Source organism: Roseibium suaedae, assembly GCF_900142725.1.
Lineage (GTDB): Bacteria > Pseudomonadota > Alphaproteobacteria > Rhizobiales > Stappiaceae > Roseibium > Roseibium suaedae.
In genome coordinates this window covers 164,505-190,286 of record NZ_FRBW01000004.1, presented here as the reverse complement: position 1 = coordinate 190,286, position 25,782 = coordinate 164,505, and the positions used below count along the sequence as shown (strand labels likewise).

Annotated in this window: 26 protein-coding genes and 1 pseudogene; 12 read left to right on the top strand and 15 right to left on the bottom strand. The window is 60.0% G+C overall.

Features of this window, described 5'->3' with window-relative positions; translation table 11 throughout:
• The first annotated feature begins 240 nt into the window (after positions 1–240).
• On the top strand, positions 241–882 hold the full coding sequence (locus BUA94_RS17275; RefSeq protein ID WP_073014585.1) for a septation protein A: 642 nt from the start codon (positions 241–243) through the stop codon (positions 880–882).
• A gap of 64 nt (positions 883–946) precedes the next feature.
• Here the strand turns inward: BUA94_RS17275 and BUA94_RS17270 are convergent, their stop codons facing one another.
• The 3 genes from BUA94_RS17270 to mtgA all read right to left on the bottom strand — a co-directional run bounded on the left by BUA94_RS17270 (position 947) and on the right by mtgA (position 2,624).
• Positions 947–1,366 carry a hypothetical protein gene (locus BUA94_RS17270; RefSeq protein ID WP_073014584.1) on the bottom strand — a complete coding sequence of 140 codons (420 nt, stop codon included), beginning with the start codon at positions 1,364–1,366 and terminating at the stop codon, positions 947–949.
• Between the two features lie 171 nt (positions 1,367–1,537).
• Entirely contained in the window at positions 1,538–1,723 is a 186-nt protein-coding gene (gene rpmF, locus BUA94_RS17265; protein ID WP_073014583.1) for a 50S ribosomal protein L32, read from the bottom strand.
• A gap of 178 nt (positions 1,724–1,901) precedes the next feature.
• A complete protein-coding gene (gene mtgA, locus BUA94_RS17260) occupies positions 1,902–2,624 on the bottom strand; it encodes a monofunctional biosynthetic peptidoglycan transglycosylase (RefSeq protein ID WP_073014582.1) in 723 nt (240 codons plus the stop codon).
• Between the two features lie 235 nt (positions 2,625–2,859).
• Here mtgA and BUA94_RS17255 point away from each other — a divergent pair, with 235 nt between their 5' ends.
• The gene (locus BUA94_RS17255; RefSeq protein ID WP_073014581.1) at positions 2,860–3,777 is read left to right on the top strand and encodes a polyprenyl synthetase family protein; all 918 of its coding nucleotides are present in this window, start codon (positions 2,860–2,862) and stop codon (positions 3,775–3,777) included.
• Positions 3,778–3,840: 63 nt separating this feature from the next.
• Here BUA94_RS17255 and BUA94_RS17250 read toward each other — a convergent pair whose 3' ends face one another.
• Genes BUA94_RS17250 through BUA94_RS17240 form a run of 3 tightly spaced genes read right to left on the bottom strand, consistent with a single transcriptional unit; the run spans position 3,841 to position 6,793 of the window.
• A complete protein-coding gene (locus tag BUA94_RS17250) occupies positions 3,841–4,764 on the bottom strand; it encodes a prephenate/arogenate dehydrogenase family protein (protein ID WP_073014580.1) in 924 nt (307 codons plus the stop codon).
• Positions 4,765–4,793: 29 nt separating this feature from the next.
• A complete protein-coding gene (gene hisC, locus BUA94_RS17245; protein WP_073014889.1) occupies positions 4,794–5,921 on the bottom strand; it encodes a histidinol-phosphate transaminase in 1,128 nt (375 codons plus the stop codon).
• Between the two features lie 5 nt (positions 5,922–5,926).
• Complete coding sequence (locus BUA94_RS17240; RefSeq protein ID WP_073014579.1) at positions 5,927–6,793, bottom strand: chorismate mutase; 867 nt, start codon at positions 6,791–6,793, stop codon at positions 5,927–5,929.
• Between the two features lie 248 nt (positions 6,794–7,041).
• On the opposite strand from BUA94_RS17240, the gene metX reads away from it, so the two are divergent.
• Positions 7,042–8,241, top strand: coding sequence for a homoserine O-acetyltransferase MetX (gene metX, locus BUA94_RS17235; protein WP_073014578.1), 1,200 nt, complete (start codon positions 7,042–7,044; stop codon positions 8,239–8,241).
• Position 8,242: 1 nt separating this feature from the next.
• Positions 8,243–8,875, top strand: coding sequence for a methionine biosynthesis protein MetW (gene metW, locus BUA94_RS17230; RefSeq protein WP_073014577.1), 633 nt, complete (start codon positions 8,243–8,245; stop codon positions 8,873–8,875).
• Positions 8,876–8,896: 21 nt separating this feature from the next.
• On the opposite strand, the gene BUA94_RS17225 is transcribed toward metW, so the two are convergent.
• On the bottom strand, positions 8,897–9,655 hold the full coding sequence (locus BUA94_RS17225; protein ID WP_073014576.1) for a class I SAM-dependent methyltransferase: 759 nt from the start codon (positions 9,653–9,655) through the stop codon (positions 8,897–8,899).
• A 132-nt stretch (positions 9,656–9,787) separates the two neighbouring features.
• Between BUA94_RS17225 and gloB the strand changes: the two genes are divergently transcribed.
• Both gloB and BUA94_RS17215 read left to right on the top strand, forming a co-directional pair.
• Positions 9,788–10,570: a hydroxyacylglutathione hydrolase gene (gene gloB / locus BUA94_RS17220; RefSeq protein ID WP_073014575.1), complete on the top strand. Its 783-nt coding sequence runs from the start codon at positions 9,788–9,790 to the stop codon at positions 10,568–10,570.
• A pseudogene (locus BUA94_RS17215) lies at positions 10,567–11,001 on the top strand (cupin domain-containing protein); the annotation flags it as partial. The gene gloB and the pseudogene BUA94_RS17215, both read left to right, overlap by 4 nt.
• A 49-nt stretch (positions 11,002–11,050) precedes the next feature.
• Here the strand turns inward: BUA94_RS17215 and BUA94_RS17210 are convergent.
• From BUA94_RS17210 to BUA94_RS17200, 3 genes are all read right to left on the bottom strand, one after another.
• Complete coding sequence (locus BUA94_RS17210; protein ID WP_073014574.1) at positions 11,051–12,103, bottom strand: MaoC family dehydratase; 1,053 nt, start codon at positions 12,101–12,103, stop codon at positions 11,051–11,053.
• Between the two features lie 114 nt (positions 12,104–12,217).
• Positions 12,218–13,624 (bottom strand): methyl-accepting chemotaxis protein, encoded by a 1,407-nt coding sequence (locus BUA94_RS17205; protein ID WP_175558071.1) that lies wholly within the window; start codon positions 13,622–13,624, stop codon positions 12,218–12,220.
• A gap of 319 nt (positions 13,625–13,943) precedes the next feature.
• The gene (locus BUA94_RS17200) at positions 13,944–15,941 is read right to left on the bottom strand and encodes a protein meaA (RefSeq protein ID WP_073014572.1); all 1,998 of its coding nucleotides are present in this window, start codon (positions 15,939–15,941) and stop codon (positions 13,944–13,946) included.
• Positions 15,942–16,270: 329 nt separating this feature from the next.
• Between BUA94_RS17200 and ccrA the strand changes: the two genes are divergently transcribed.
• The gene (gene ccrA / locus BUA94_RS17195) at positions 16,271–17,566 is read left to right on the top strand and encodes a crotonyl-CoA carboxylase/reductase (protein WP_073014571.1); all 1,296 of its coding nucleotides are present in this window, start codon (positions 16,271–16,273) and stop codon (positions 17,564–17,566) included.
• Positions 17,567–17,711: 145 nt separating this feature from the next.
• On the opposite strand, the gene BUA94_RS17190 is transcribed toward ccrA, so the two are convergent.
• Positions 17,712–18,530 carry a response regulator gene (locus tag BUA94_RS17190; RefSeq protein ID WP_208980140.1) on the bottom strand — a complete coding sequence of 273 codons (819 nt, stop codon included), beginning with the start codon at positions 18,528–18,530 and terminating at the stop codon, positions 17,712–17,714.
• A 197-nt stretch (positions 18,531–18,727) separates the two neighbouring features.
• Here BUA94_RS17190 and BUA94_RS17185 point away from each other — a divergent pair, with 197 nt between their 5' ends.
• Positions 18,728–19,282: a CAP domain-containing protein gene (locus tag BUA94_RS17185; RefSeq protein WP_235860632.1), complete on the top strand. Its 555-nt coding sequence runs from the start codon at positions 18,728–18,730 to the stop codon at positions 19,280–19,282.
• 29 nt (positions 19,283–19,311) lie between these two features.
• On the opposite strand, the gene BUA94_RS17180 is transcribed toward BUA94_RS17185, so the two are convergent.
• On the bottom strand, positions 19,312–20,208 hold the full coding sequence (locus tag BUA94_RS17180) for an EamA family transporter (RefSeq protein ID WP_084082097.1): 897 nt from the start codon (positions 20,206–20,208) through the stop codon (positions 19,312–19,314).
• A 66-nt stretch (positions 20,209–20,274) separates the two neighbouring features.
• Here BUA94_RS17180 and BUA94_RS17175 point away from each other — a divergent pair, with 66 nt between their 5' ends.
• Complete coding sequence (locus BUA94_RS17175; RefSeq protein WP_073014570.1) at positions 20,275–20,772, top strand: MarR family winged helix-turn-helix transcriptional regulator; 498 nt, start codon at positions 20,275–20,277, stop codon at positions 20,770–20,772.
• Between the two features lie 4 nt (positions 20,773–20,776).
• Here BUA94_RS17175 and BUA94_RS17170 read toward each other — a convergent pair whose 3' ends face one another.
• Positions 20,777–21,508 carry a glycoside hydrolase family 25 protein gene (locus BUA94_RS17170; RefSeq protein WP_073014885.1) on the bottom strand — a complete coding sequence of 244 codons (732 nt, stop codon included), beginning with the start codon at positions 21,506–21,508 and terminating at the stop codon, positions 20,777–20,779.
• Positions 21,509–21,824: 316 nt separating this feature from the next.
• Here BUA94_RS17170 and xth point away from each other — a divergent pair, with 316 nt between their 5' ends.
• Positions 21,825–22,634 (top strand): exodeoxyribonuclease III, encoded by an 810-nt coding sequence (gene xth, locus BUA94_RS17165; protein ID WP_073014569.1) that lies wholly within the window; start codon positions 21,825–21,827, stop codon positions 22,632–22,634.
• 24 nt (positions 22,635–22,658) lie between these two features.
• Here xth and BUA94_RS17160 read toward each other — a convergent pair whose 3' ends face one another.
• Entirely contained in the window at positions 22,659–23,633 is a 975-nt protein-coding gene (locus BUA94_RS17160; RefSeq protein WP_073014884.1) for an NADPH:quinone oxidoreductase family protein, read from the bottom strand.
• Between the two features lie 169 nt (positions 23,634–23,802).
• Between BUA94_RS17160 and BUA94_RS17155 the strand changes: the two genes are divergently transcribed.
• The gene (locus BUA94_RS17155) at positions 23,803–24,354 is read left to right on the top strand and encodes an RNA methyltransferase (protein ID WP_073014568.1); all 552 of its coding nucleotides are present in this window, start codon (positions 23,803–23,805) and stop codon (positions 24,352–24,354) included.
• Positions 24,355–24,384: 30 nt separating this feature from the next.
• On the opposite strand, the gene BUA94_RS17150 is transcribed toward BUA94_RS17155, so the two are convergent.
• Positions 24,385–24,951: a sigma-70 family RNA polymerase sigma factor gene (locus tag BUA94_RS17150; RefSeq protein ID WP_073014567.1), complete on the bottom strand. Its 567-nt coding sequence runs from the start codon at positions 24,949–24,951 to the stop codon at positions 24,385–24,387.
• A gap of 268 nt (positions 24,952–25,219) precedes the next feature.
• Here BUA94_RS17150 and BUA94_RS17145 point away from each other — a divergent pair, with 268 nt between their 5' ends.
• Positions 25,220–25,726: an invasion associated locus B family protein gene (locus tag BUA94_RS17145; protein WP_175558079.1), complete on the top strand. Its 507-nt coding sequence runs from the start codon at positions 25,220–25,222 to the stop codon at positions 25,724–25,726.
• The last annotated feature ends 56 nt before the right edge of the window (positions 25,727–25,782 follow it).

Sequence of the window (25,782 nt, the reverse complement as noted above, 5' to 3'; positions counted from 1 at the left end):
AAAGAAAATCAGGCCCTTATACCGGATTTCCACGCTGTGTTCAGGTTCTGCGGGACTGCACAGCACGCCGGCACGACTGATCAGCTCAACCGGCCAGCATCGTCCTTGCCCGCCCGGACCCCTGCTGTGTGACCTTTATGCGGGTTTGACGGCTGAAAGAAGGCCTGACACGGTTGACTTGCCCGGTGGACCATCCCTATCTGCCAGTGAACCTGAAGACAGCGAAAGCGGCCAAGCCTCATGGAATTTGAACACGCTCCCAATGATCCCACCCGCCAGGAACTGCCACCGCTGTTGAAGCTGGCGCTGGAGCTTGGGCCTCTTGGAGTTTTCTTCCTGTTCAATGCCCGCGGCGAACAGATCGCCCAGCTTTTCCCGGCGCTTCAGTCCCTCGGCAAGCCAATCTTCCTGGCAACCGCTGCCTTCATGGTCGCAATCACGGTTTCACTGGCTGTCTCTTACTGGCTCACCCGCCGCCTGCCGATCATGCCGATGGTCACGGGCGTCGTCGTTCTGGTCTTCGGTGCCCTAACGCTCTGGCTGCACGATGATCTCTTCATCAAGCTGAAGCCCACCATCGTCAACTGCCTGTTCGGCGCGGTTCTGCTCGGCGGCCTGGCCTTCGGCAAGTCCTTCCTCGGCTACGTCTTCGACAGCGCCTTCAAGCTGTCGGAAGAGGGCTGGCGCAAGCTGACCTTCCGCTGGGGGATCTTCTTCTTCGTCCTTGCCGTGATCAACGAGATCGTCTGGCGGAACTTCTCGACGGATTTCTGGGTCAGCTTCAAGGTCTTCGGCATGATGCCGATCACACTGGTGTTCACCCTGACCCAGCTCCCGCTCATCCAGCGCTACGCCATCATGGACGAGGCCAAGGAAGACTGAACCGGGAATACGCCTACAGCCACCTGTTCGTGCGCCCCAAGGAGCGCACGTGAGACCTGATGGGTCAGCGGTCGTCGTGACCGAAGGCAACATCCCGGCGGGCGCCGGAAATGGTGATCGAAAAGCCTGCGATCACGTCGATCAGGGCGATCACCATCAGGATGAAGAAGATCGACGTCGCAGCAGGCGCCGCGATCAGGAACTCCACCAGATAGGCCACAAACACCAGCATGGACAGGATATGGTCCATGAGGGCGGAAGAGCCCGTGCGCGTTGCCTTCAGCATCTCAGCGAAGAGCAGAAGCAGCGCGAAGGTCAGCAGCATGTCGCCCAGCAACAGCTGGAACTGGGCTCCGGAGACCATCTGCACCGCAAACATCTCTGCGTCCCAGGCGGAGGAAGCCGTTCCGCCGCTGCCGAAAGCGATCACGTTGTAAAGGATCAGCGGAATAAGCGTCAGCGGCAAAGACAGGATGAAACGCATGGGATTTCCTTCCGGAGAAAAGGCCTGAGGTTTGGCCCCAGGTTGCGACGGTCTTCAGGGAAACTAGGTCCCGTGAATTGAAATGGCAGTCTTCAACCAGCATCTGGACATGAAAAAGGCCGACCCCAAAGGGCCGGCCTTGATCTGTTTGCCATTCGGCAACCCTGAACCTCAGGCGTCGTCCTTGACAGCAAGGATCTGACGGCCCCGGTACATGCCGGACTTCAGGTCAACGTGATGCGGGCGACGCAGTTCGCCCGAATCCTTGTCCTCGACGTAAGCCGGCTGCTTCAGGGCGTCCGTAGAACGGCGAAAACCGCGCTTCATGCGCGAGGTTTTTCTCTTCGGAACGGCCATTTTGTTCTTCTCCGTGGTCCATAGTCGCGCGGCCCGGACCGGGAAAGCCCGGGGCGTGGCATCACGCAGTGTTGGAATGGGCGGGGTTATACAGGCAACGCACAGGATTTGCCAGCCCAAAGAGCAATTTTTCTTGTCACCGCAGAAAGACCGCTCTAACGGCCGTTCAGACGGGCAATCACTTATCCAGTACGCAGCCGAAAATCGGCCCGGCCCCATTTACCCTGGAAAGGTTCGTCGCCGCAAGTTTCCTGTGACCGGAAGAGGGTTTCGCAGGGTTTCTGCCCAAGGGATTGGGCAAGGCGGTCGCCAGGCGGGCCGCCTGTTCACGGCTCAGATCCTTTGCCGGAACACCGTACCAGGCTTGAGCCGCCGCCTCCGCGCCAAAGATCCCTTCGCCCCATTCGGCGACATTCAGGTAGATCTCCATGATGCGCCGCTTCGTCAAAACCGCATCCAGCAGAACCGCGAGCGGAATTTCCAGCGCCTTGCGAACATAGCTGCGGTCGCCCCAGAGAAAGAGGTTCTTTGCCGTCTGCATGGTCAAGGTACTGGCACCACGAGGGCTTTCGCCCTCATTGAGCAGAACATCGACCTGCTTCTGCAAGGCTTCCCACTCGACCCCGCCATGGGTGCAGAAGCCGCTGTCCTCGGATGTGATCACCGAGCGCACCAGGTGAGGGGAGATGTCCTCCAGAGGACGCCACTGACGGTCCACCCAGAGCAGCTGGGCATAGCGCCCGATCATGAGCGTGCTGATGGGAGGAACGACGGAATAGAGCACGGTCAGGATGACCGGAAGGACGATCGCAAGGATCAGAAGCCGGATGACAAGCTTGCGCCAGAACCGCAGGCTGCTGAGGTTTCGCAAGGAGCCGAAGAGCCATCGGGCACGGGCCATGTCCGGTAAGTTCCCCCAATCTCGGCCCGCCGTTTCTGCGGCCCTTTGTCCTCCCTTAACCGATCCGGAGCAGGACACAAAGCCTCATTGGCCTGTTCCTGCGCCGGAAGCCGGTTTCACCCCCTTAAAAACACAAGGACGGCCTTGACCCTGAGCGCATTTCCCATCAGGGAAGGCGGAAGGGCAGCTTCTCCCTTGGCTTCCCTTTTTGCCCGGCAACCTGCGGAGCGCCTCAGTGACCATCGACATCAAGCAGCTTTTGGCCGCGCGTGCGGATCAGATCGAAACCGTTCTCAAGTCGCTTTTGTCCTCCGATCCCCTTGATCACGAAACGGCCCGCCCGGCCCGCCTGCTCGAAGCCATGCGCTATGCCTCTCTTGGCGGGGGAAAGCGCCTCCGCCCGCTGCTGGTGCTGGAGGTCGCAGCGCTCTTCGGCCGCGACCTGTCGGAAACGGACAAGGGCCCCGCAATCGCCGGCTCGGCCCTCGAATTCATCCATTGCTACTCCCTGGTCCATGACGATCTTCCGGCCATGGACGACGATGACCTGCGCCGCGGCCAGCCAACCGTTCACAAGGCCTTCGATGAAGCCACGGCAATCCTGGCCGGTGACGCCCTGCTGACGCTCGCCTTTGACGTGATTGCCGAAGATGTGGTTCATGCCGATGCTGCTGTCCGCCTGCGCCTGTCACGGGACCTTGCCCGTGCCTCCGGCATCGGCGGCATGGCAGGCGGCCAGATGCTGGATCTGGAATCTGAAAACCGGGACCGGACGGAAACCGAAATCCGCACCCTTCAGGCGATGAAGACCGGCGCCCTGATCCGCTATGCCTGTCGCGCCGGCGCTATTCTCGCCAATGCTCCGGAAGAAGACGTCGCGCGCATGACACGCTTCGGCGAAATCATCGGCCTGGCCTTCCAGCTTGCGGATGACCTTCTGGACGTCGAAGGCAGCGCGGAAGACGTAGGTAAGGCCACCGGCAAGGATGCTGCCGCGGGCAAGGCAACGCTTGTCGGTCTTCTGGGCGTCCCGCAAACCCGCGCGGAACTCGCCCAGTTGATGAGGGACGCAAGGGAACTGCTGGCGCCTTACGGTGCCCGGGCAGAGGCTCTCTCCGCCATCGCCGCCTATGTGGCCGAGCGAAAGAGCTGATCACAGCAAAACGGGCCGGAAGGCCTTTCGGCCCGCCAGCCCGATTGCCAGACTGAGATCCCGTCAGGACTTGGACTGATGGCGGCCGAAGTCCGGGGCGTCAGTTTCCTGACCCGCCTCGATGATCGAGCGGCGGATGCCGCGGGTCCGGGTGAAAAGGTCAAACAAGCCGTCCCCGTCTCCCCAGCGGATGGCCCGCTGCAATGCGGAGAGATCCTCTGAGAACCGCGCCAGCATCTCCAGGATCGCATCCTTGTTGCTGAGGCAGATATCCCGCCACATGGTCGGATCGGACGCCGCCAGTCGCGTGAAATCGCGGAAGCCAGATGCGGAATATTTGATCACTTCCGAGCTGGTCACCGTTTCCAGATCAGCCGCCGTGCCGACGATGTTGTAGGCGATGATATGCGGCAGGTGAGACACGATGGCGAGCACCAGATCGTGGTGATCGGCGTCCATTGTGTCGACATTGGAGCCGCAAGCCCGCCAGAAGGCGCTGAGCTTTTCCGTCGCCGCCGGATCAATGTCTGCTGCCGGCGTCAGGATGCACCAACGGTTCTCGAAGAGAGAGGCAAAGCCCGCGTCCGGACCGGAATGCTCCGTCCCGGCAATCGGGTGGCCTGGAATGAAATGGACACCCGCCGGCACATGAGGCTGAACCTGACGGACGACCGAGCCCTTGGTCGAGCCGACGTCCGTCAGGATTGCACCCTGCTTCAGGGCAGGGGCAATCCAGCGGGCAACCCCTTCATTGGCACCGACCGGAACGCACAGAATGACCAGATCCGCCCCTTCGACCGCCTGAGCTGCGTCGAGATAATAGCTGTCACCGAGATTGAGCTCTTCCGCGCGGCGCAAAGTGGCCTCGGAACGGGTTGAGACAACGATCTCTTTCGCAAGACCATGCTGACGGGCAGCAAGGGCGATAGAAGACCCAATCAAGCCGATCCCGATCAGGGTCAGCCGGTCAAACAGCGGGTCAGACATAATTTTTCCGTACTGGTTCCGGTACTGGTTCAGCCGAGGAATTCGGCGATAAGGGAGACAAAGGCCTTGTTGGCAGCTTCGGATCCGATCGACATGCGCAGCGAGTTGGGCAGGCCGTAATTGCCAACCATCCGCACGATGCAGCCGCGCTCGGAGAGATAGGCATCCGCATCCTTGGCGCGCTTGCCATCCTGGTCCGGGAAATGGATCAGGATGAAATTGCCGACACTCGGCGTCACCGACAGACCGAGCTTTTCAAGCTCGGCGGTCACCCACGGCAGCCACTTGTCATTGTGATCGATGGCCGTTTCCACGAAGGCCTTGTCCTTGACAGCGGCGATACCGGCAGCCATGGCCGGACCACTGACGTTGAACGGGCCGCGGATGCGGTTCATGGCATCGATCATGTGAGCAGGGCCGAAACCCCAGCCCAGACGCAGATTGGCGAGACCGTAAATCTTGGAGAAGGTACGCGTCATGATGACGTTTTCTGCAGTGGCCGCCAGCTCCATGCCGCTCTCGTAGTCGTTGCGGCGGACATATTCGGCATAGGCCGCGTCCAGCACCAGAACGACGTGGGACGGCAGGCCCGCATGCAGACGGCGCACTTCCTCGAACGGGATGTAAGTGCCGGTCGGGTTGTTCGGGTTCGCCAGGAACACCATTTTCGTCCGTTCGGTCACGGCCGCCAGGATCGCATCGACATCCGTGGTGAGGTTCTGTTCCGGAACCGAAACCGGCACGCCGCCGGCAGCCCGGATGGCGATCTCGTAGACGAGGAAGCCGTGAGCACTGTAGATGCCTTCGTCACCGGGGGCCATGTAGGCATTGGTGACCATGCTCAGGATCTCGTCCGAGCCAGCCCCGCAGATGATCCGATCCGGATTGATGCCATAGACTTCGGCAATCGCATTGCGCAGCTCTGTCGAGGCCCCATCCGGATAAAGCTCGAGGCTCTTGGCAACATCCGCATAGGCTTCCTTCGCCTTGGGGCTTGCGCCAAGCGGCGTCTCGTTGGACGACAGCTTATGCAGGGTGACGCCGTGGGTTCCCTTGGACTTGCCCGGCACATAGGCGGCAATATCCATCACACCCGGGCGCGGCTGCGGCCGGTTTGCAGAACCATTCTGGGCAGTCTTTGCAGTAGCGTCACTCATCAAGGTCATCCTTCGGCTGCGGCGGGCTCGAAATCGTCGTCCGCATCGCCTTCCACATCAATCGGCGCACTATAGCCACCGACATTCCTCAACACATCCGGCTCAGCCCCGGCTTCTTCGCAGGACTTGAGAATTTCCTCTTCGCTCAACTCGGCCGAGACCGCAAGCAGGGCATCCACTCCATGGGCGGACCGGTGGAAACTGATCACTTCCACGCCGTGGCTCATGAGGTCGCCGGGCAAAACACTGCTCCACCTTGCGTCATAGACACGGGTGTCACACAGAACTTCGCTGGAGAGGGCCCGCGACAGAACCAGCGCAGGCATGTCCGCCATGCGCCCGTCGAGGATCAGGAACGGCAGACGCGCAATGATCTGCGCCCCGTCAGCGCTTAGGCCCCGCCACCAGGGCAGCTCGGAGCGATCCTCAAGAGCCACAAGCCCGAGATCACCCGCGGACGCCGCGACTGCACCGACCACATCAGCGGCATCGTTGCCTGCGATGATCTCCGGATCGAAGCCATAGTTGAAACGGGCGAGATCCAGCATGTCCGCCAGATCTGCACTGCCGTCGAGATGCAGACGAAACACACCCTGGATCTGCGCCGACGCGGTAATGATCGTCCGCCACAGATGCTCGATGGTGATCAGAGGCAGAACACCTTCGTGCCGCTCCACGAGCTGGCGCATCAGTTCGGCTTCCCGGTCCGGACGGATCAGAACCCCATCCAACCCGGCAGCGCGCTTTGCAGCGGCAATGCCCGTGCTGATCTGGGCGCGTTCCATCAGGAGTTCGTGCAATTGCGCATCGATTTCCTCAATGCGCTGGCGCAACCCGTCAAGGGACGCCAGGCGATCGCTCGTCTTTGTCATGTCGTGTCCCGTGAACCTCTTGTCCGTGAAACAGCCGTCCGTGAAGCGGGGCCAAAGGTGATTTTGTGGAGCCTACTCATAGGCAGGGCAGATGCCAAAGGCAAAAGAAATCATTGACACCCGGCCATTGCCGCCCCTAGGTGCATGGTTCCCTGCCCAGCCAAAATCTGGAAACCGGGGAGCAGGACCGGGCGGCAGATGCCGGCGCCGGAGATGAAACCGTTCAAGAGTGATCCGCGACACCGGACATGGCCAACGAGACCTCCGAGACCGAAACCGCACAATTGTCCCTGCGCGAAGCGGATACGCCGAGCAGCAAACTGCAGCTTTTCGGCGCAGACGAACCGCTGGAACTTGATGCCGGGACGAGCCTCGCCCCCTGGCAGATCGCCTATGAGACCTACGGCACCCTGAACGCCGACAAGTCGAATGCAGTGCTGATCTGTCACGCGCTGACTGGCGATCAATATGTGGCTTCCACCAATCCGATCACCGGAAAATCCGGCTGGTGGACGCGCATGGTCGGACCGGGCCGTCCAATCGACACCAATCACTACTTTGTCATCTGCTCGAACGTTCTGGGCGGCTGCCTGGGCACGACGGGACCGGCGACGACCAATCCGGCAACCGGCAAGCCCTATGCGCTGGAAATGCCCGTTGTCACCATCCGCGACATGGTCCGGGCACAGGCACGGCTGATCGACAAGCTGGGCATCGACACGCTGTTTGCCGTGGTCGGCGGCTCCATGGGCGGCATGCAGGTGCTGCAATGGGCGGCCAGCTATCCGGAGCGGGTCTTTGCGGCCGTTCCAATTGCGACGGGCGCACGCCACTCGTCCCAGAACATCGCGTTCCACGAAGTCGGCCGGCAGGCGATCATGGCCGATCCGATGTGGGAAGGCGGAAGCTACATTGCGTCCGGCACAAGGCCCACCAAAGGTCTCGCTGTTGCCCGCATGGCTGCGCATATCACCTATATGTCGGACGAGTCCCTGCACCAGAAGTTCGGCAGGAACTTGCAGGACCGGGAAACCCTGACCTTCGGCTTCGACGCGGATTTCCAGATCGAAAGCTATCTGCGCCACCAGGGAATGACCTTCGTCGACCGGTTCGACGCCAATTCCTATCTCTATGTCACGCGCGCGATGGACTATTTCGATCTTGCCGGCCAGTTCGGCGGAACGCTGGCCAATGCCTTCAAGAACAGCAGCACGCGCTTCTGCATCATGTCCTTTACCTCCGACTGGCTGTTCCCGACATCGGAAAGCCGGGCCGTGGTGAAGGCCTTGAATGCGGCAGCAGCGAACGTTTCCTTCGTCGAAATCGACTGCGACCGCGGCCACGATTCCTTCCTTCTGGATGTGCCCGAGATGTTCTCGACCATTCGCGGCTTCATCACCGGATCGGCCATCGCACGCGGCATTCCCATTCCCGGAGGCAGCAACTGAGATGATCTCCCTGCCAGCCAATCCCAACGGTCCCATTGTCCGGGGCGACCACCGGGTCGTCGCAGGTCTAGTGCCCCAGGGCGCCCGTGTTCTGGACATCGGCTGCGAGGACGGCGCACTGCTGACCCTGCTGACCCAGGAACGCAACGTGGACGGTCGCGGTATCGAGCTGTCCCAGGACGGGGTGAACAAATGCGTGGCGCGCGGCCTGTCTGTGATCCAGGGCGACGCTGATACGGATCTGGCCGATTATCCCGATGATGCCTTTGACGTGGTGATCCTGAGCCAGACGCTGCAGGCAACCCGCGACCCGAAAGGCGTCGTCGAGCAGCTTCTGCGCATCGGCCAGCAGGTCATCATCTCGATCCCGAATTTCGCCTTCTGGCGAAACCGCATGCAGGTGCTGCTGCGCGGGCGCATGCCGGTGACCAAATATCTGCCCTATCAGTGGTACGACACACCCAACATCCACTTCTGCTCCCTGCGCGACTTTGTCGAGCTGACCAAGGAGCTGGATGCGACCGTGGAAACCGCCGTGGCGCTGAGCGGCCAGGGCAACGAAATCCCGGTCAATGCGCCCTGGTGGGTCTGGAACATTCTGGCGGAACAGGCAGTCTTTCTTCTGCGCCGCTAATTCCCACGCTTCAGCAAAAAACTAGCGCTGCATCCGGCGGATCGGCTTCATGCCCGCGGCAGCGCCTTCCGGAATGAACAGGGGCTTGAGGACGCGCAAGCCCTTTGCCTGCTCTACCGGAACGCCCCGGTAGACCCGCTTTTCCGCCTCCACGATCAGAACGCCAGCAAAAGCCGGCCACATGCGCCGCCCGATGCCTTCCCATGTGCGGGCAGACCGCAGCACGAAAGGCGCGCGCGAAGGCGGCAGGTAAAGCGCTGCATCCTGTTGAAGCACATCAAACTGGCTGTTGCGCAGAAGTTCACGCAGCTGACTGCCGGAATAGGGTCTGCCATAGCCGAAAGGCGAAGCTTCCGACTGGGACCACAGGCCCCTGCGGTTCGGCACAACGGCAATCAGGCGGCCACCGGGCACCAGAACCCGCCAGGCCTCCCGCAGGATGCCCCCAGGATCAGCGGCATGATCCAGTGCATGCACCACCATCACCCGGTCCACGCTGGCATCCGAGAATGGCAGATCCATCTCGTTGACCATGACGGCCGCATTGTCCGTCTCGCGCGGCCAGCCAACGGCGCCCTGCTGGGCTGGCATGGCGGCAATGCAGCGTTCCGCGCTGCCGAGATAGGGGCGCATGAAAGGTCCGGCATAGCCGATGCCCAGCAAGCGCTGACCATTCAGGTCCGGCCAAATGGTGCGGATACGCCCCCCGATCAGGACACGCAACAATCGGCCTACCGGCAAGTCGTAGAAGGTTCTAAGGTCTGCAACGTCGAGAAACATGATCCATCCGCAAAGGGGCCGGGTGATTGAACCTTGATCCGGGGCCATGCGCAAGCCATTGCCACTTGCCCTCTTTGAGAAGCTTTGCGAAGCTGACGCCACTTTGGGAACTATACGAGGACGAACGAAAGCATGCCATCCGCACCGAATGTCCAAATTCGCCAGTTTCCCTGCCTTTCTGATAATTTCGGCCTGATCATCCACGACCCGGAAAGCGGCAAGACGGTTGCGATCGATGTTCCGGATGCAGCGCCCTATCTCGCAGTTCTGGAAGAAACCGGCTGGAAACTGACCGATATCCTGATCACCCATCACCACTGGGATCATGTTCAGGGTCTGGCGGAGCTGAAGACGGTAACCGGTGCCCATGTGACGGGTCCCGAAAAGTCGCGGCTCAAGATCGATGGTATGGACGCTTTTGTCGAGGATGGCGACCATGTCCTGTCCGGACCGCTTCGTGTGGAAGCCATTGCAACGCCCGGCCACACGCTGGATCAGATTTCCTGGCATTTTCCGGAACTGAAGATCGCTCACACCGGCGATACGCTGTTTTCACTGGGCTGCGGCCGGGTTTTCGAAGGCGACTTGGAGATGATGTGGGCTTCTCTGGCCCGTCTGATCGCCAAGCTGCCGGAAGAGACCGTGATTTTCTGCGGCCATGAATATACGGCCTCCAACGCCCGCTTCGCTCTGACGATCGATCCAGACAACGAGGACCTGCAGGACCGGACCCGGGAAGTCGAGGCCTTGCGGGCCGAAGGCAAGCCTACCCTGCCGACCACCATGGCCGAAGAGCTTCTGACCAATCCGTTCCTGCGCCCCTCCAGCCCGGCAATCCGCAAGACCTTGGGTCTGGAAGAGGCCAGCGACGCAGATGTCTTCGCCGAAATCCGCAAGCGGAAGGACAATGCGTGACCAGCCCGGTTTCACGTGAATCCGCAGCAATCATCGCGGAGCTCGGCATGCTGCCCCACCCTGAGGGTGGCTATTATGTCGAGACATTCCGCGATGATCTGACGGATGACCGTGGCCGCGCCGCCTCCACCGCGATCTATTTTCTGCTGACGGAAGGCGTTCTGTCCCGCTGGCACAAGGTGGATGCGATCGAGACCTGGCATTGGTATGCGGGAAGCCCGCTTGAGCTTTCAATCAGCCCGGATGGCAAGACCACGGAGATCATCCGGCTCGGACCGGACGTTCTGAACGGCGAGCGGCCACAGGGCATCGTGCCACGGCATGGCTGGCAACAGGCGCGATCTCTCGGCGACTGGACCCTTGTCGGCTGCACCGTTGCACCGGGCTTCCAGTTCGAAGGGTTCGTGATGGCCCCGGAAGGCTGGGAACCGGGACAAACTAACCCGACTCCATCCCTTTCAAGCGGCAAAGTCTCTGAAGCTATTTCGGCAGAATGGCCCAATAGTCGAAATCGAGAATGACGTTCTCGGCGTAATTGCCGACATCGTCCTTCAGCGGAAAATCCGCGCAGGGGCGATTTTTGGTGGCGACGAGACGCAGGCGCAGGGCGCCAATATCCGGACGGCCCTCGATTTCCGCCGTATCCAGAACCTCCGACCAGGCAAAGACCGTATCGCCCGCAAACAGCGGCGCGACATGCCGGCCTCCGTTGATCCCGGCGATATGGAATGCGCTGCCCAGGCCATTGAAGGACAGGGAGCGGGCCAGGGAAATGACGTGGCCACCATAGATCAGCCGCGTCCCGAACCGTCCCTTGCCTTCCGTATACTGGTTGAAGTGCACCTTGGCGGTGTTTTGGTAGAGCCGCGTCGCCATCATGTGCTCGGCATCTTCCACCGTCATGCCATCGACGTGATCAATCTTCTCGCCCTTGGCGTAGTCCGCGAAACGGTAGGGCGATCCGGCGAGATCATTGTCCCAGTACTCCGTCTCCAGCATGGGCACAGCATTGCCCAGCGCCATCGGATCGATCACGGCCGGAAGTTCCGGAACTAGGGCCTCGGGAGCAGGGGACTGGGGATCCCGCTTGTTGACCATCACCCAGCGCACATAATCCAGCACTTCGGTGCCATCGGCCTTGTAACCGGTGGAGCGGACATAGACGACGCCGGTCTTGCCGTTGGAGTTTTCTTTCTTGCCGATCACTTCGGAGACCGCCGACAGCGTATCGCCCGGATAGACCGGAGCCAGGAAACGCCCGCCCGCATAGCCAAGATTGGCCACGGCGTTGAGGGAAATTTCCGGCACGGTCTTGCCAAAAACAATATGGAAAACAAGAAGATCGTCGACGGGAGCCTGGTCATAGCCAAGGCCCCAGGCCAGAGCGTCCGAAGACTGGACAGCGAAACGGGTGCCATAAAGCGCCGTATAAAGCGCCACATCGCCCGTCGTCACTGTGCGCGGGGTTGCATGCCGGATCAGCTGACCGACAAAGAAGTCCTCGAAGAAATTTCCCGGATTGGTCTTGCTCACACCATCACTCCCGCACGCGATCCGTTTCCCCGATTAAGCCGGTTGCACCGCACAAACGCAAGGGCGACGAAAGGGGAAGCTGGCCGGAGCGGATCTCTTCAAGGAAGCAGTTGTTTACGGCGCGTAGCCGATGCGGAACCCGCCCCAGTGGCGTCCGCGCACGAAGATCGGCGAACTGATATCTTTCATAGGCACCAGCTTGCCGCCGCCCATGTCGCGTTGATAGGTCTGGAGCAGGAACGGTTCCCGGTTCTTCGCCGCCCGGCTGCCTGTCCGGTCATCGAAGTAACGATGGTTCCGGCAATTGGCGATGTTCCAGGCAATGTCCTTGCCCTGAGGCTTGGAAACGGCACGGGTGTTGGTCGAGATATAGGCCGTATCGTCGATGGACGCACACCAGACGATGCGCGGGTCGCTGGCGACAATCTCCTCGATCAATGGCGAGACATGGGTGTCATTGAACTGCGAGAACCTTGCGAGGAATTGCGGCGGATTGCTGCCGGGGATCTGGGCGTGTTTCCGGTCGAACAGATCCGCTTCGGACAATTGACCGTCGGCGATTGCCTTCTCGAACATCGCCGAAACCTTGCCAGCCGCGCCCGCAGCCTTTTCGATGATCGTCGCCTCGCTCTTGTTGGCACCACACGTCGCGGTCAGAAGCACAAAGGCGTCCGTATCATCAGACACCCGGCGCATGGTTCTCGAGATCTCGCCGAGCCGCGTGCTCGACTGGGAAAGGCTGGAGGACACAGTGACGGAAGTGGTGCGGAACTCCTCCGAAGTCGCCCGGACGTCCGCCATTTTCCCATCGATGGCAGAGGTGGTGCTGCCGATGACCTGAATGTCGTGGGAGACTTTCTGTAGAATCTCGCCGAAGGTCGCAGCGTGGGACTGAACCTTGTCTGCGGTCCGCCCGGTCTGCTTGCTGGTGTCTGCCAAGAGCTCGAAACCTGACTTGATCTCGGTCAGCGCCGTATCGATCTCGAATGTCGCGGAGGCCGTCGACTGGGCGAGTTCCTTCACCTCATTCGCCACAACGAGAAACCCGCGTCCCGCATCCCCTGCACGGGCGGCTTCGATAGACGCATTGAGCGCCAGAAGGTTCGTCTGCTTGGCGATATTGTTGATCGTGCTGGTGATCGATCCGACCTTGCCTAGAACGTCGCTGAGCTCTGCCATCCGCTTTTCGCCGGCACGAACAGCTTCCAAAAGGTCCGCAATCTCCCTGCGGGCGGCCTCAATGGTTGTCTGGGATCCGCCGATCTCGGTCAGCGCATGATTGGAAATCGTCTCAGCTTCAGCAATCTGGCCGGAAATTTCGAGAGTGGCCCTTTCGAGATCCGCAAACCGGTCCACCAGCGCGGAAAAGTCCTTCACGTTGCTGGTGAAAATGCCGGAGATAGACTGAACATCATCGGCAGAGACGGCCACATCCAGGCTGATCCGGCTCAGGTTGGTTCCGATCGCCCCCATGGCCTCAAGAACGGACGAAGGGGGAATCGTTGAAATTTCTTCTGACAAGGTACTGGAAGCTTCTTTTAAAACCGGAACGTCCCTGAACATTTTCAGATCTCTCAGTAAATGGCCGAAATATGCTCGGCCAAACACATTGAGAAAGCGCTAACAGCCCAAGATAATCAAGAAAGACAGTCCACAACTTTGGTCTTAAGACCTGCCGTGACACATGATCACTTTAAGTTATTCTGCGTCGCAGCAATTTTACTATCCAGAACCAAGAAAATCTCATTGAAAACAGATTGATGCAGCAGATGCTGCGAGCGCCCTTTGCCGGAGGGCCGCTCACGCACCGGGTTGAAATTTCGGAAGTCTGGCGGCGGGCTTATGCTGCTTTTTCAGCGCGCGCAGCGACGATCTTCACCACATCCGCCATGATGTCGGTCAGCTGGAAGTCCTTCGGCGTATAGACCGCCGCAACGCCCATGGCCTTGAGACTGGCTGCGTCTTCGTCCGGAATGATTCCACCAACGACAACAGGCACATCGCCCATGCCGGAGGCCCGCAAACGCTCCATCACGTCCCGCACAAGTGCCAGATGGGACCCGGAAAGGATGGAAAGTCCGATGACGTGGACATCCTCTTCCACCGCCGCATTGACGATCTGCGCCGGGGTGAGGCGGATGCCTTCATAGACCACCTCCATGCCGCAATCCCTTGCCCGGACCGCAATCTGCTCTGCCCCATTGGAATGGCCATCAAGACCCGGCTTGCCGACCAGGAACTTCAACCTGCGTCCCATTTTCGCGGACACTGCATCCACGGTCTCCCGCACGGCAGCAAGATCACCTGCGTCGTCCCGAACCGATTGACCTACCCCTGTCGGAGCTCTGTACTCGCCGAAAACCTCGCGCAGAGTGCGGCCCCATTCGCCGGTGGTCACCCCTGCCTTTGCCGCCGCAATCGAGGGTTCCATGATGTTGCGCCCATCGCTGGCTGCTTGGCGCAAATCCGCAAGGGCAGCGTCAACGGCAGCCTGATCCCGGGCCGCGCGCCAGGCCTTGACCTTCTCGACCGCTTCATCCTCAACATGTTCCGGAACGGTCAAGATGCCGCCATCCTCGCCCGAGGCGAGGGGAGAGGGCTCGCTTTCCGTCCACTTGTTGACGCCCACGACGATCTGCTCACCGGCCTCGATGGCCGCAAGACGGGCGGAATTGGATTCGACCAGCTTGCGCTTCATGTAACTGGATTCAACGGCAGCTACTGCGCCGCCCATGGCGTCGATCCGGGCCAGTTCCTCACGCGCCTCGGCCTTAAGCTCCTCCACCTTGCGGGTGATCTCGGACGAGCCGTCGAAGATATCCGCATAGTCGAGAAGATCGGTCTCATAGGCCACGATCTGCTGCATACGCAGGGACCATTGCTGATCAAACGGACGGGGCAAGCCCAGCGCCTCGTTCCAGGCCGGAAGCTGCACGGCGCGGGCACGGGCGTTCTTGGACAGAACCACCGCCAGCATCTCGATCAGAATCCGGTAGACGTTGTTTTCCGGCTGCGGTTCAGTGAGGCCAAGGGAGTTCACCTGGACCCCATAGCGGAACCGGCGGTATTTCTCGTCCTCGACCCCGTATCGCTCCCGGCAGATCTCGTCCCAGAGCTCGGTGAAGGCGCGCATCTTGCACATCTCGGTCACGAAACGCATGCCGGCATTGACGAAGAAGGAAATGCGGCCCACGGCCACCGGGAAGTCCTGCTCCGGAATGGTGCCGCTTGCCTTCAGTCCGTCCAGGATCGCAATAGCGGTCGCTAGAGCATAGGACAATTCCTGAACCGGCGTCGCTCCTGCCTCCTGCAGATGATAGGAGCAGACGTTCATCGGGTTCCACTTGGGCATATTGGAATAGGTCCAGGCGATCACATCCGTGGTCAGCTGCAGGGATGGCGCCGGCGGGAAGACATAGGTCCCGCGGGACAGATATTCCTTGATGATGTCGTTCTGGGTCGTCCCATTCAGGAGTTTGCGATCCGCGCCCTGCTCATCTGCCGCAGCCGCATAAAGCGCCAGCAGCCAGGGGGCCGTGGCGTTGATCGTCATGGAGGTGTTCATCCGCTCCAGAGGGATCTCGTGAAACAGCGCGCGCATGTCGCCCAGATGGGCAACCGGCACCCCGACCTTTCCCACTTCACCGCGAGCGAGAAGATCATCTGGATCATATCCGGTCTGTGTCGGCAGATCGAAGGCAACGGAAAGGCCGGTTTGCCCTTTCGCCAGATTGGTCCGGTAAAGCTTGTTGGACTCGGAGGCTGTCGAATGGCCCGCGTAGGTGCGGAAGATCCAGGGGCGGTCCCGCTCTGCCTTCGGCTTTTCCGGCGTTGTCATCAGTCTGCTCCCTCCTCGCAAAGGCTGGAGGCGCGACCAGTGCCGCGACCCGTCCCGCCTCTGGTTTCCTTCAACGGAAACCATGCCGTTTTATCTCAGGCCTGAAAAGCCTTTTTATATGCAATGCAAAATGCCGCTTGGTCAAAAGCGCAATATAAGCAATAGTCGTATAGAAATGAGCCCCTTTTCGCAGGATAGTTGCGCAAAGACGATGTGATTGCCGTTTCGGCGGCCTCACGGGTTTTGCGTTGCAAAACAAAGATCTGTGCCCGGTCAGGACGGACATGAGGCCGGTGTAGCAGGATCAGACACACTGGGAGGAGCAGAAGATGACGTCAGCGGCCGAGGCCAACGATAACCGGACAGCGGAGATCGTTCCGATGAAAGACCTCTACGAACTGGGCGAAATTCCTCCTCTCGGGCATGTTCCCAAGAACATGTATGCCTGGGCCATCCGCCGGGAACGTCATGGCCCGCCGGAAGACGCAATGCAGCTCGAAGTCGTTCCGACCTGGGAGATCGGTGACGACGAGGTTCTCGTCCTCGTGATGGCCGCCGGGGTCAACTACAACGGCATCTGGGCCGGGCTCGGCGAACCCATCAGCCCCTTTGACGTGCACAAGGCGCCCTATCACATCGCAGGCTCCGATGCCTCGGGCATCGTCTGGGCCGTCGGCTCCAAGGTCAAGCGCTGGAAGGTTGGCGATGAAGTCGTCATCCATTGCAATCAGGACGACGGCGACGACGAGGAATGCAATGGCGGCGATCCGATGTTCTCCACGTCCCAGCGGATCTGGGGCTACGAGACCCATGACGGATCCTTCGCCCAGTATTGCCGGGTGCAGGCCCGCCAGCTCATGCCGCGCCCGCAGCACCTGACCTGGGAAGAAAGCGCCTGTTACACGCTGACGCTGGCAACCGCCTACCGCATGCTCTTCGGCCATCATCCGCATGAACTGAAGCCCGGCCAGAACGTTCTGGTCTGGGGCGCATCCGGCGGACTGGGCTCCTATGCCATCCAGCTCATCAACACGGCAGGCGCAAACGCGATCGGCGTCATTTCCGATGAGGACAAGCGCGATTTCGTCATGAGCCTTGGCGCGAAAGGCGTGATCAACCGCAAGGACTTCAATTGCTGGGGTCAGCTGCCCAAGGTCAACTCGGAAGAATACAAGACCTGGTTCAACGAGGTCCGCAAGTTCGGCAAGGCCATCTGGGACATCACCGGAAAGGGCAACAATGTCGATATCGTCTTCGAACATCCGGGCGAGTCGACCTTCCCTGTCTCCACCTTCATCTGCAAGAAGGGCGGCATGGTCGTGATCTGCGCCGGCACCTCCGGCTTCAACTGCACCTTCGATGTCCGGTATCTCTGGATGCATCAGAAGCGTCTGCAGGGGTCTCACTTTGCCCATCTGAAGCAGGCTTCGGCCGCCAACAAGCTGATGATCGAACGGCGCATCGACCCCTACATGTCGGAAGTGTTCCCCTGGGACCAGATCCCGAAGGCGCATACCAAGATGTGGAAGAACCAGCATGCTCCGGGCAACATGGCCGTGCTGGTCAACTCGCCGGTTTCGGGCCTGCGTACGTTCGAAGACGTTCTGGACGCGGGCAAGCGCTGATCCTGGACACGGAAGCTCCCAGATGTCCGGGCGCGGTTTTCCCCCGCGCAGCGGACACGCCCCACTGGACCGGTTTCGAAAGGAACCGGTCCGACGGGACCTGACGGAAACCGGGCAAGACAGCCGCTTTGGCCGGGAGCTGAGATCAGGCGCTCATGGCAAACATACGGACCTGCTTGGAAAAGGCAGAATGTTTCAGACCGAACAAATGATGCAGGATCGTATCCACATCGGCTGAGAAGAACGGCTTGCGCAAAAAAGCCTTTGCCCCAACCCGCTGGGCGGCCTTGTCGTGCAGGTCGCTCATTTCAGTCGACATCAGCACCACATCGGAACCGGCCGTATAAGCCGCCAGCTTTTCAGCGAGCTCAATTCCATTCATGTTCGGCATGTTGAAGTCGGTGAATACCAGCCGGTAGGGGTTTTTCTTGACAGCCTCTATGGCATCCAGACCATCGACCGCCTCATCGATTTCCAGATCGAAGATGCTCTTCTGCAGCACCTTCATGACGATCCGCCGAACCGTGGCAGAGTCATCAACAACCAGCACCTTGTAGGACTGGCGAATGGCTTCAAAGGTCTCAATGAGCTGACGAACCTGGCCGTTGTTAAAAGGCTTATTCAAGTAGTCATAGGCACCAAAGGTCTTGAGCTTTTCCTGTGAGGCTTCCGACAGCCGGTCGGACATGGATACAGCAAAAGTCTTTGCTCCCATGACATGGATTGCCGCCATCACTTCGATGCCGTTGAGCTGCGGCATGTTGATGTCCAGAAAGGCAATATCAAAAACCTGCTTGCTTAGGAGTTGAACCGCCTGCTGCCCATCGTGAGCAAATGAGATGTCGAAATCCCGGCCAGTAAGCTTCAGCGCACGTTCCACGAATTTGCATACCGTCGTCGAGTCATCCGCAATTATGACACGTATAGGTGCACCAGTTTCTCCGGCCGACATATGATCCGTCATCCTTTGATTTGCTCAGTCCTGCCTTTGGATCACATTGCACTTAAAAATTACTGTATTGCCTTACTGAATCGGCGTTGATCGAAAAGAAGAACCAGACCGGCATTTGGCAAGAAATCCTTTCAGGGATCAGACGATCCGCCGCAATTTTGCTGCGATCAAAGGCGATGGCTCTCTTGTTATTTCCGGAGGTTCCCCGCGTGATTCGCGCTTCTTTACGCTCGCCAGTTCGTGCCCCCTTTTCTCGTGCCATCCTTGCTTTGTCCGGCAGCCTGCTGGCCGCTGCGATCTTAAGTGGTTGCACGGAGACCAAGCCGTCCAAGCCGAGCTTCTATGACTCCATGGCCCGGCCAGATGCCGCCGTTGATCAGCAATCCGCCGCCTCCATGCTCTCCCTTTACCGGAAGAACAACGGTCTTGGCGCCCTGACGCCAGATCCGCAGCTGACCGCAATCGCCAAGTCACAAGCCGTCGCAATGGCAAGGGCGGGGTCGGTCAACGCCTCTCTTGGCGCGGAACAGAAGCTTTCCGCCCGCATGGCATCCATTGGCGAACCGGACACCACCGCCGTTGAAAATGTCAGCGGCGGCTACCGGACCCTGGCAGAAGCCTTCTCGGGCTGGCGGGAATCTCCCAAGCACAATGCGGTCATGCTTGACAAGAACGGCACGCGTTTCGGTCTGGCGACCGCCTATTCCTCATCGGCCAAACACAAGGTGTTCTGGTCGTTGATCGTGGCGGCCCCCAAGCCCTGATCCCTTGCCAGTTTTAGCTGCCGCAGCACTCAGGCTGCGGCAGTCCGGCCTTGTGTTCCCGGTGCCTGCGGCCGCTGCGCCCGCTGGCCCAGCCAGACGCTGATCAGAACGATGGCAGCGCCAGCCATCTGCGTTGGCGTCAGGGCCTGACCCAGAATGATCCAGCCCAGCAGAACCGCTGTGACAGGTGACAGGAACCCCAAGGGGGCAACCGTCTGCGGTCCGAGTTTGGCGATACCCCTGAACCAGAAGATATAGGTCAGCGCAGCGCCGATCAGGCCCAGATAGCCGATACCGATCGCCGTATCCATGCTGAGTGGCGGCAGGGATGCGCCGGTCCCAAAAGCAATTGGCACAAGCAGAAGTCCGCCAGCAGTGAGCTGCCAGGCCGTGAAGGTCAACGGCGACACTGGCGGCTGCCACTTGCGCGTCAGCACAGACCCAAGGGCCATGGACACCGCCCCGGCCAGACCTGCTGCGATCCCCACCGGATCAAGTGACGCGGAGGGGCCCAGAACCAGCAGTCCCACCCCGCCCATTCCAAGAATGGCCGCTCCGACCGAGAGAGGCTTCAAGGCGGCCCCCAGCACAAGACGCGCCAGGATCACCACGATCAGGGGCTGGATCGCTCCCACGGTCGCCGCCACACCTCCCGGCAGCCGGTAGGCCGATAGAAACAGGAAACTCCAGAAGAACGAGAAGTTCAGCGCGCCCAGGAGCAGGACTTTCCAGATCCAGGCCCCGCGCGGCACTTGCCGGGTGAGGGCAAGCAGCAAAAGGCCCGGCGGCAGAGCGCGCAGCAGCGACACCATGATCGGATCTGCTCCAGGAAGGAAGCTGGTCGCAACGATATAGGAACTGCCCCAGATCGCGGGAGCCGCAGCAGTCATCAGCAGGAGGGATGTACGGGACATTGGAAACCTCATTTATCTCGACATCAAGATAAATCGATAAATCTTGACGTCAAGATATTTTCATTCCATCGTCCGGACATGGATCATGTCGATAAAATCATTGAGCAATGGCGCCTGGAGCGTCCGGATCTGGACACGCGCCCAATGGCCTTGATCGGGCGCCTCGGCCGGATCAGGGCGCACCTCAGCCGGGAAATGGAAAAGACCTTTGCGGCTCATGGACTGAACGCCGCGAACTTCGACATGCTGGCAACGCTGAGACGTTCCGGCGCGCCTTACCGGCTATCGCCGGGCGCCCTGATGAACACGACCATGGTCTCTTCAGGCACCATGACGAACAGAATAGACCAGCTCGAAAAGGCTGGCCTGGTGGAACGCCGGAAAAATCCGGAAGACGGGCGCAGCGTGGACATTCAGCTGACACCCAAAGGCTTTGCTCTGATCGACGGAGCACTTGCCGATCACTGCAACACCCAGAAGAAGCTGGTCGAAGGTTTGAGCGACGAGGACTTTTCTGCCCTCGACGCCATCATGGTCCGACTTCTGGCCAGGTTCGAAGGAACCGGCCAGGACTGACCGGTCAGCGGGACCGCTCGCCCCGCAGCCATTTGCGGAACTGGGACTTCGTTCCGTAGTAGGTGTTCCGGTCGACATTGCCCTTGACCCCGGGGACGCGTCCTTCTGCCGTGTACTGCCAGAAGACCCAGTCATCGCGGTTGATGTAGGCGCGGGTCGGATGGGCCGCGACAGACCGCAGCCAGAATTCCTCGTTCTTCAACTCACCAACCATACGGTCACGGTGGAAGTCGACGGAGGAATAGATCACCGGGCGCTTGCCATAGTGCTTCTCCATCTCGTCAAGGAAATGAACCATGTCCCGCAGGATCACGTCCTTGCCCGGACGGTCACGGCAGGTCTTGGAGTGACCATTCCACTCCATGTCCAGCACCAGGGGCAGGGCCGTCGGATCAACCGGCACGATCTGCTTCACCCAGGCGATCTGTTCTTCAACCGGGCGGCAGAAATAGTAAAAGTGATAGGCGCCACGCGGAACGCCTGCCGCGCGGGCGTTGGTCCAGTTGGTCAGAAACCGGTCGTCATAATGATCACCGCCCTCTGTCGCCTTGATCCAGGCGAAGTGGACGCCGCCCTTCTTCACCGCATGCCAGTCAATGTCGCCCTGCCATTTCGAGACATCAATCCCGTGAATGGCATAGTCCTCTGGGGTCGGATCCGGAAACTCGTAGACCGAGCAGGAGGATAGGAACAGGAGACTGGCAAAGGCGCAAAACTGACGCAGAACTTCAAACACAACCACACTCGCCGGATTAACGAAACGCGCAAAAGATGGCTCAAATTGTCGAAAATTCCTTAACGGATAGTGCAGATCTAATGCAGATCGCGAAAAGGTGAAGAGCATTAAGCAACGCTCCACAAGCGTCGTTTGAAAAAGCCCTTTATCGCCAGTGGGCTGGCGGAAACCCTCTGGTTCCGGAAAATTTATCCGCGCTCCGCCCTGTTTGCCCTTAGAGGCAACGCGGGTCTGGAAAGGCGGATACAAACAGCCTAAGACTGATTACCTGCTTACCGGCCCCGCGCCGTTCCACCCCAGACCTTCAAGAGCTTTCATGACCGACCGCCTGACCCTTGCCACCTGGAACATCAACTCGGTGCGTCTCAGGATGCCGATCGTGGAGAAATTCCTCGAAGAGATCGCCCCGGATGTCCTGTGCCTGCAGGAGACGAAATGCCCGGATGCGAACTTTCCGTTCAACTCCTTCCGCAAGGCAGGGTATGAGCACATCGAGATCAATGGTCAGAAGGGCTATCACGGCGTTGCGACCGTTTCCCGCCGCCCGCTGACCAATGTGGAAAAGCGCGGTTTCTGCGATATGGGCGACTCCCGCCACCTCGCTACCGACATCAGCTTCAATGGCACGCCCTTGCGGGTGCACAACTTCTATGTCCCGGCAGGCGGCGACGAGCCGGACCGGGAGATCAATCCGAAGTTCGGTCACAAGCTCGATTTCTTTGCTGAAATGAAGGCCTGGCTGCAGGGTGAGGAGACCAGCAAGCCCGCAGTTCTGGTCGGTGACCTGAACGTCGCTCCCTATGAGCATGACGTCTGGTCGCACAAGGCTCTGCTGAAGGTCGTCAGCCATACGCCGCTCGAATGCGACCTCTTCGAGGACGTTCGCAACACGGGCGCCTGGATCGATGCCATGCGCCGCTTCACGCCGATGGAAGAGAAGATCTACACGTGGTGGAGCTACCGGGCGAAAGACTGGTCAGCCGCTGACAAGGGCCGCCGCCTGGATCATGTCTGGGTTTCCCAGGCTCTGGACGCAAACATCAAGGGCACCCGCGTCCTGCGCGATGCGCGCGGCTGGGAGAAGCCGTCCGATCACGCCCCGGTCATCGCCACATTCGAGGCGTGACCAGCCAATTGGAATTGACCGGGCTCAGGGCGTGACAATCACCTTGCCACGCACCTTGCGCCCGGCGATTTCGTTCAAGGCCGTTGCAATCTGATCCAGCGGATAGACGGCGTGGGTGCTCGGCTTCAGACGGCCCTGCTGCACCCAGTCGAGGAGCTGGACCATGTTCTCGCTGTGACCTTGCGGATCGCGGGACAGGGCCTCGCCCCAGAACACGCCACGCACATCGCAGCCCTTGAGCATGATCAGGTTGAACGGCACCTTCGGGATCTCACCCGAGGCAAAGCCGACCACCAGATAGCGGCCTTCCCATGAAGTCGCTCTCAGCGCCTGTTCCGCCAGTTCCCCGCCCACCGGATCATAAACGACATCAACACCCGCCCCGTGTGTCAGAGCCTTCAAGGTCTCCTTGAGGGGTTGGGTGGTGTAATCAACGAGATGATGTGCGCCCAGTTGCTTGGCATAGCCGAGTTTCTCTGGCGAAGAGGCACAGGCAATCACCGTTGCGCCCATCAGACGGGCAATCTCCACCGCCGCCTGCCCAGCGCCGCCCGCAGCCCCCAGCACAGCGACCACTTCGCCGCATTGAAGACCTGCCCGATCACGGAAGGCATGAATGGCCGTACCGTAAGTGACCGTCAGCCCCGCAGCGGTCGTAAAATCAATGTCTTCGGGCAGGGGAACGAGATCATCCTCACCCGCGAGCAGATACTCTCGTGCCGCCCCCCAGCGCCGGTAACCCATCACCCTGTCGCCCGGCTTGGCAAAATCGACGCGGGATCCGGCAGCCTCGATCACGCCGGCAAACTCGCCGCCAGGCGAAAAAGGCATATCCGGCTTGAACTGGTATTTGCCCTGAATGATCAGCGTATCGGCAAAGTTCAGGCCGCAAGCCATCACCTTGACCAGAACCTCGTCCTCTCCCGGAACCGGCACTGGAATATCCTCGATCCGCAACGTGTCCGGAGATCCGTAAGACGTACAAAGACAGGCTTTCACGAATTCCCCTCCCATCCGGATGGTCATCTGCAGGATGTCCTACCAGCCCCTCAGCTTTCAGCAAAGCGAATATAGTTTGTCGTTTTCAAGCCCGGCATCGGTTGCGGATCCAGTCCCCCGCCGATATGTAGCCTGCCAACGTTGAGATACGCCCGGAAAGGAACATCGGATGAGAGGATATTTCGCAGTGGGGGCAGAGGGCCTGTCCAAACGCATGAACCTCGGCAACCTGATGCGTTCCGCCCATGCCTTCGGCGCCAACTTCTTCTTCACCGTGGATGCCGGCAACGAATTGCGGCGGGCACCAGCCTCCGACACTTCGAAAAGCCCCGGGCACCTGCCGCTGTTTTCCTGGGATTCCGTTGACGCGATGGATCTGCCCCGCGGCTGCCAAGTGGTCGGCATCGAGCTGACCGATGACGCCATCGATCTGCCGAGCTTCGGTCATCCGCTCCAGGCAGCCTATGTGCTGGGACCGGAACGCGGCTCCCTGTCAAAGGCCATGCTGGCCCGCTGTGATCATGTGGTGAAGATCCCGACCAAGTTCTGCATCAACGTGGCCATGGCCGGGGCGATCGTCCTCTATGACCGGCACCGCGCGCTTGGACGCTATGCGGACCGCCCGGTTGGCGCAGGCGCTCCTACCGAAACGCCACAGCAGCATGTCAGCGGCGGCCCGATCATGCGGCGCGGACGGATTGTTCCAGGGCAGGGCAAGTAACAGAAGCAGCTGCACGCCTTCGCGCCCAGCTCAGTCCACATCAATGGCGCTGTCGGCCTCGAGAACCTGCCTGAGCCTGGCGAAGGCCAGCCGTATTCTCGACTTGACGGTTCCGAGCGGCAGACCGATTTCGCCGGCAATCTCGCTGTGCGACAGGCCTTTGAAAAACGCCAGCCGGACGACGTCCGCTTGTTCTGAAGGCAGCGAGGTCATGGCCTCGCGCACGCGTTCCTCACGCACACGCGCATCCATTTCGACGGCGACATCCGGCTCTTCGGAGGGGTGAAGGGATGGATCTTCCGGATCGAGCTCTGCGGATTTCTGACGGCGCAACTTGTCGATACGGCGATTCCGGGCGATCCGGTAGAGCCAGGTGCTGGCGGAAGCCTTAGCCGGATCAAAAAGATCCGCCTTGCGCCAAAGTGTCACCATGACGTCCTGGGCGATTTCCTCAGCCGTGTGGGCATCCGCCCCCTGCTGCATCAGATAGCCCTTCAAACGGGGCGCAAAAAAATCAAATAGCTCGGCAAAAGCAGCCTTGTCCCGCACTGCTGCGACCTTCGTGATAAGCTCCGAATGGTATTGAAGCAGGCTCACCAGTTTCCCTTAACTCACTGCCGATTGTCTTATCTAATCAGGTTCGCCGATTTACGGAAGGCCTGCGCGCCACACTGTCGCCCGATTTATCCTCAAACGGTCCATCCCATGAGGAAATGTAGCAGGAGCTGCAGAAAATGTCCGGCTGTCGGCCGGTCTCAACCCTTTCGTAACCCGCTTTAAGTTATCATTAAAGCAAGGTTTATATGTCTGATGGCATTCGAACTGTCTTGGACAGGCAATCGCAAGCATAAACGGTGTGGAGATGATGCAAGCAAAAACGCTGATAGTGGCCCTTATCGGCCTGGTTTTGTCGAGTGCAGCGGCATTTGCTCAAACCCCGACGTTGCTTAAGCAGCAAAAGGACTGGGCAGCCTATACCCATTCAGGTGGCAGCGGTAAGGTGTGCTATGCACTGACCAAACCGACACAGATGCTGCCGGGTGACCGGAACCATGGTGACGTATTCTTCTTCGTCTCCACCCGCCCGAGCGAAGGCGTGAGCAACGAACCGAGCCTACTGGTCGGTTACCCGCTCAAGGAAAATTCCAACGTGACCGTGAACGTGGATGGCAAGAACTTCTCGCTGTTCACCAAGAACGACGGTGCATGGGTCGAAAACGCAGCTACCGAAGAGCAGCTGATCGCAGCGATGCGCGCTGGCCGTGAGATGTCGATCAGTGCCCAGTCCAGCCGCGGCACCCAGACATCCTACAAGTTCTCGCTGTCGGGCGTTTCCGCAGCCATGGACACGGCTTCCGCAGCCTGCCGCTGACGGATCTGCCTGAATCGTAACAAGGGCTGGCGCTTCGCCGGCCCTTTTGCATTTGC

Coding starts and splice junctions, on each gene's coding strand:
- BUA94_RS17275 (WP_073014585.1), top strand. CDS start 241: ATGGAATTTGAACACGCTCCCAATGATCCCACCCGCCAGGAACTGCCA.
- BUA94_RS17270 (WP_073014584.1), bottom strand. CDS start 1,366: ATGCGTTTCATCCTGTCTTTGCCGCTGACGCTTATTCCGCTGATCCTT.
- rpmF (WP_073014583.1), bottom strand. CDS start 1,723: ATGGCCGTTCCGAAGAGAAAAACCTCGCGCATGAAGCGCGGTTTTCGC.
- mtgA (WP_073014582.1), bottom strand. CDS start 2,624: ATGGCCCGTGCCCGATGGCTCTTCGGCTCCTTGCGAAACCTCAGCAGC.
- BUA94_RS17250 (WP_073014580.1), bottom strand. CDS start 4,764: ATGTCTGACCCGCTGTTTGACCGGCTGACCCTGATCGGGATCGGCTTG.
- hisC (WP_073014889.1), bottom strand. CDS start 5,921: ATGAGTGACGCTACTGCAAAGACTGCCCAGAATGGTTCTGCAAACCGG.
- BUA94_RS17240 (WP_073014579.1), bottom strand. CDS start 6,793: ATGACAAAGACGAGCGATCGCCTGGCGTCCCTTGACGGGTTGCGCCAG.
- metX (WP_073014578.1), top strand. CDS start 7,042: ATGGCCAACGAGACCTCCGAGACCGAAACCGCACAATTGTCCCTGCGC.
- metW (WP_073014577.1), top strand. CDS start 8,243: ATGATCTCCCTGCCAGCCAATCCCAACGGTCCCATTGTCCGGGGCGAC.
- BUA94_RS17225 (WP_073014576.1), bottom strand. CDS start 9,655: ATGTTTCTCGACGTTGCAGACCTTAGAACCTTCTACGACTTGCCGGTA.
- gloB (WP_073014575.1), top strand. CDS start 9,788: ATGCCATCCGCACCGAATGTCCAAATTCGCCAGTTTCCCTGCCTTTCT.
- BUA94_RS17200 (WP_073014572.1), bottom strand. CDS start 15,941: ATGACAACGCCGGAAAAGCCGAAGGCAGAGCGGGACCGCCCCTGGATC.
- ccrA (WP_073014571.1), top strand. CDS start 16,271: ATGACGTCAGCGGCCGAGGCCAACGATAACCGGACAGCGGAGATCGTT.
- BUA94_RS17190 (WP_208980140.1), bottom strand. CDS start 18,530: ATGACGGATCATATGTCGGCCGGAGAAACTGGTGCACCTATACGTGTC.
- BUA94_RS17180 (WP_084082097.1), bottom strand. CDS start 20,208: ATGAGGTTTCCAATGTCCCGTACATCCCTCCTGCTGATGACTGCTGCG.
- BUA94_RS17175 (WP_073014570.1), top strand. CDS start 20,275: ATGGATCATGTCGATAAAATCATTGAGCAATGGCGCCTGGAGCGTCCG.
- xth (WP_073014569.1), top strand. CDS start 21,825: ATGACCGACCGCCTGACCCTTGCCACCTGGAACATCAACTCGGTGCGT.
- BUA94_RS17155 (WP_073014568.1), top strand. CDS start 23,803: ATGAGAGGATATTTCGCAGTGGGGGCAGAGGGCCTGTCCAAACGCATG.
- BUA94_RS17145 (WP_175558079.1), top strand. CDS start 25,220: ATGCAAGCAAAAACGCTGATAGTGGCCCTTATCGGCCTGGTTTTGTCG.